Here is a 3,864-nt window from a genome sequence, read left to right on the forward strand (position 1 = left end):
GGGGCAAAAATGAAACCGCGCCGCACGATTGGCTCGCTGCGGCGCGGCGGCTGCTTAGGCTATTTCTGCTCCTGGGCTCTCGATGAGCGCGGGTGCAGTGGGCCTATAGGCCTAGATAGAACTCATCCTCAAAGTCATCACAGTGGGTGAAAGTTCTGGTCTGTCCGCCGACCACCAGATCGACGCCGTTCGTGCGCGGGACTGACATATCCTCGCCATAGCGGATCTGAGCGGTACCGGAACCGGCGATCTGCAGTACGCCGCGGGTTGGGCAGAGGTCGGAGTAGCCGTCGTCGTGGGTCACGATGGTACTTGGTGTGGTGATGTTGACGAACCCGTTGAGGACGCTGCTGCCCAGGGTAAGAGTCATATTCTCCTCTTCGGTATAGGTGCCGTGGCTATGCCCTTGCTCTTTCCAGTGAATGGTGGCGTCGAGGATGCCAACGTAGTCTGAGAAGAGAACAATCTCGGCACGGGGAATGCGGTTTGTCTCATCCCAGGTGCGTGCTTGATCGCGCCACAGGTGGGTCCAAGAGGCCGTAACATCGACCACGATCGGTTGCCCAGCGAAGTTTCCTTGCAAATCGATACGCAGATTCCCTGTTTCGTCCTCATCACCGTTATGGCTTATGTCTACCACGCGCTGTCCGCTCGCTGTGCCGTTCACCACGCCGCTGCTGCCATCGAAATCGACTCGGCAGTTGCTGAAGCGGGCTTCTGCGCTCCACTCCTCGCGGGTGTTGCTCACGTTCTCAGTAACGCTGTAAGTCACGCTACCCCCGTCGGGACATGTGCGGGTATTGGACATTGTCGATGCGCTTCGGGCTAGGGGGTCAGAGTCTCTGGAACGCCGATCCATAAGGCTCGGACTGGGGAAGGGGTGTGAAGTGGAAGCAGAGGCCGCAAACGGGGAGGCGTTCCCGTTGAGGTTGATTTCCCCCCAAATGTCCTCGAAGAGCTCCTCTGCGTTCCCGAAGGCACTCTCGACGGACTGAACAGCCGCTTCGAAATCATTGATACTATTGAGTCGAACTGGGCGGTTGAAGACCCCGTCCGTATCGTGCTGGGCATTACCGCTAGGAGCGGTTCCGCCACCGCCATTGACAGGTGGGCCACCGCCATTGAAGTGGCCATCGTCGTCACCGTCGCCGTTGAGGCAGCCAGCGAGCAGCAGCACGGAACCGGCTAGTGCCGCGCCAGCCAGCAGGCAAGAGACGCGCCAGACGCGCCGGGTGTAGTGAGAGTGGGAAGGGTGCATGATTGCTACCTCCGAGTGTGATAAGCGAGTGCGGTGTCTCGTAGGAGGCTATTCAGCCTCCGGAGATTTGTTTTGCACTCCAGCTGCCAGCGGCACTCTTTTTTTCGAGGTCTCCAGTCGAGGTTCCGATTGGAAGAGGCCGTCGGCGGCCTCCGTGATCTGTGGAAGCATCGCGAACCGCCCGTCAGAGACGTAGTTTGCCACCTGCCTCTGCGTACCCCGAATATAGCACTAAACCAGAGGGCGTAGGGAAAATATGAGGGCGTAGTAGGGGGGGCGCCGTGTGTCAGGGTTGACTGTGGGGCGGGTCCGCGAGAGCGGCGTAAATTTCAGCAAAAGCTGAACTGCGAGCCTCGAAGGCCTCAAGCACTTGCGGGTCGAAGTGCTCCGGATGGGTGCGGCCATCGCCGATGCAAATGGTCTGAAGGGCTTGCTGGTGGCTGAATCCGGGCTTGTACGGGCGCGGTGTGCGTAGGGCGTCGTAGACATCGGCCAACTGTACGATGCGAGCGGCGAGGGGGATGGCCGATCCGGCGAGTTGGTCTGGATAGCCGCCACCGTCATAGCGCTCATGGTGCGAGCGGGCAACTTGCGCGCCGAGCTGAAGGTAAGGGGAGTCGGAGTCGGCGAGCAGACGTTCGCCCTTCACGGTATGTTGCTGCATGATGGCCCACTCTTGCGCATTGAGGGGGCCGGGTTTTAGCAAGATACGATCCGGTACGGCAATCTTGCCGACATCGTGCAGGGCGGCGGTCTCGAAGATACGCTCGGCAAGCGTTTGACTGCAGCCGATGTGTTCGGCAAGCAGCCGGCTGTAGTGGCACACCCGTCTAATGTGGTTGCCGGTGTCGGTGTCTTTGAACTCTGAGGCGCGTGTGAGCCGGTGGACCGTCTCGCCGAGGGTGCGCTGAAGTGATTCGGTGCGCTCGCGGATCTGCTGCTCAAGGGTGTTGTTGTATTCGGCCGTATCGTTTAGGCGACCGCATAGGTCCTCCGAGATGGCTCGCAGGCGGAGAAGGTTGCGAATGCGAGTGGTGAGTTCGACTGAACGCAGCGGTTTGCTCGCAAGGTCGTCTACGATGCCGCCTAATTGGGCTAGTGCTTTGCGAACTCCGTGCTCGGATACCAGCAATAAGACGGGGATCATCAGCGGAGTCCACGCCTTGCGGGCCTCGGAGAGCGCTGTCTGCCACTGGTGTAGCCCCGATAGATCGGTCAATACCAGGTGCGGCGGATCCTGCTTGAGGGCAACTTCTGTGGCAGTGAGCAGAGTGTGGGCGGATCCTAAGTAGTCGTGCAGCAGGCGGTGATTGCCCCGGTGGCTAATGAGCAGCGCAATGCGAGCCATACGCAGAGGCCTCCAGCCCGGGCTGTGGCGCTAGCTGAACGCGGATGCCGTGCTCGGTAAAATCCATGTAGGCGAGTCGCTTGTCGAAATCGCCAGTGCGTCGTTTGAGCACCCGCACTTGCTTGCGCAGGGCGCCTTGCTCGACGACAAGGTTCAGCAGCAAGACGTTATCGACGAGTGGGCTTAGGTCGAACGTACTGGAAGAGAGCCGGCCCGCCGTCGAGGCGTCGACCTCGTTGACGATAAAGACGCTGACGCCCATGTTTTTGAGGTATTGGCAAAGCGTGTGGAGTTCGACGAGTGGGTCATGACCGCTCAAGGCCAGTCCGTAGCCGGCGATGCTATCGAGCATGACGATTTGGACATGGCGCTGTTCGACCTGATGGCGCAGCGCGTGCGCAAGCTGGATGGGCGTATAGTGCAGTGGCTCGATGCGCTCCAAGTGCAACATGCCACGTTCGGCCATGCCTCGCAGGGGCATACGCAGCGCATCGGCACGGTGCAGCAGAGTGGCGATATCTTCCTCGAATAGAAAGAGTGCGGAGCTCTCGCCGCGGCCAGCGGCCTCTTTCATAAACTGCATTCCAAGCGTGGTTTTGCCGCTGCCGCTGGGGCCGGAGAGCAGCGTGATAGTGCCGCGGTGAACGCCACCGCCGGCGAGGGCGTCCAGTTCAGGGATGCCGGAGTTGATCAGCTGAGGGGCAAAGGGGCTGCTGTGTTGCGACGGGATGAGCCGGGGCAGAACCCGCATGCCTTGCGCACCGAGGGTGACATCGTGTGGGCCAGGCAGGAAGTCAGAGCCGCGCAGTTTACTGACTTCGAGAGTGCGTGCGCCGTTGGCACAGCGCAGCAACGTCACCACCCCGTCACTGAGAAAACGCAAGTCGTCATCGGGCGCTTCGTGACTCGCTTCTGAGGTGAAGAGCACCGTTGCGCCTTGATCGGTAAAGGTCCGCAGCAGGGCGAGGACTTGGGCACGAAATTGTGCTGTATCGGGCATTAAATAGCGCAGCTGCGTCAGCGAGTCGATAAAGACACGCTGCGGGCGATGTTTTTCCGCGGCCTGGCAGAGGCGCTCGATTGACCATGAGCTGATGATGCGGGCGGTGCGCCATCATACGCAGGAGAAGCGGATACTCCTGTATATCGAGCGGTGGCTGAAAGCCGACCTGGTACTCTCCGACGGGACACGATACCCGAGGGACCGGGGAACTCCGCAGGGCGGAGTCATTAGTCCGCTGCTAGCGAATCTCTTTCT

The 3,864-nt window shown here is 60.4% G+C and carries 3 protein-coding genes; all 3 read right to left on the minus strand.

Annotated elements, in window-relative coordinates:
* Positions 1-103: 103 nt before the first annotated feature.
* Positions 104-1,258, minus strand: a complete 1,155-nt coding sequence (locus CKO15_RS13240; protein ID WP_200197166.1) for a hypothetical protein — start codon at positions 1,256-1,258, stop codon at positions 104-106.
* A gap of 286 nt (positions 1,259-1,544) precedes the next feature.
* Positions 1,545-2,606 (minus strand): HD-GYP domain-containing protein, encoded by a 1,062-nt coding sequence (locus CKO15_RS13245; RefSeq protein WP_200197169.1) that lies wholly within the window; start codon positions 2,604-2,606, stop codon positions 1,545-1,547.
* Positions 2,581-3,705 carry an ATPase domain-containing protein gene (locus CKO15_RS13250; RefSeq protein WP_338036070.1) on the minus strand — a complete coding sequence of 375 codons (1,125 nt, stop codon included), beginning with the start codon at positions 3,703-3,705 and terminating at the stop codon, positions 2,581-2,583. The genes CKO15_RS13245 and CKO15_RS13250 overlap by 26 nt, the downstream gene beginning before the upstream one ends.
* Between the last annotated feature and the right edge of the window lie 159 nt (positions 3,706-3,864).

Origin of the sequence: Halorhodospira abdelmalekii (assembly GCF_016583625.1) — a bacterium.
In the GTDB taxonomy this organism is placed as follows: Bacteria; Pseudomonadota; Gammaproteobacteria; order Nitrococcales; family Halorhodospiraceae; genus Halorhodospira; species Halorhodospira abdelmalekii.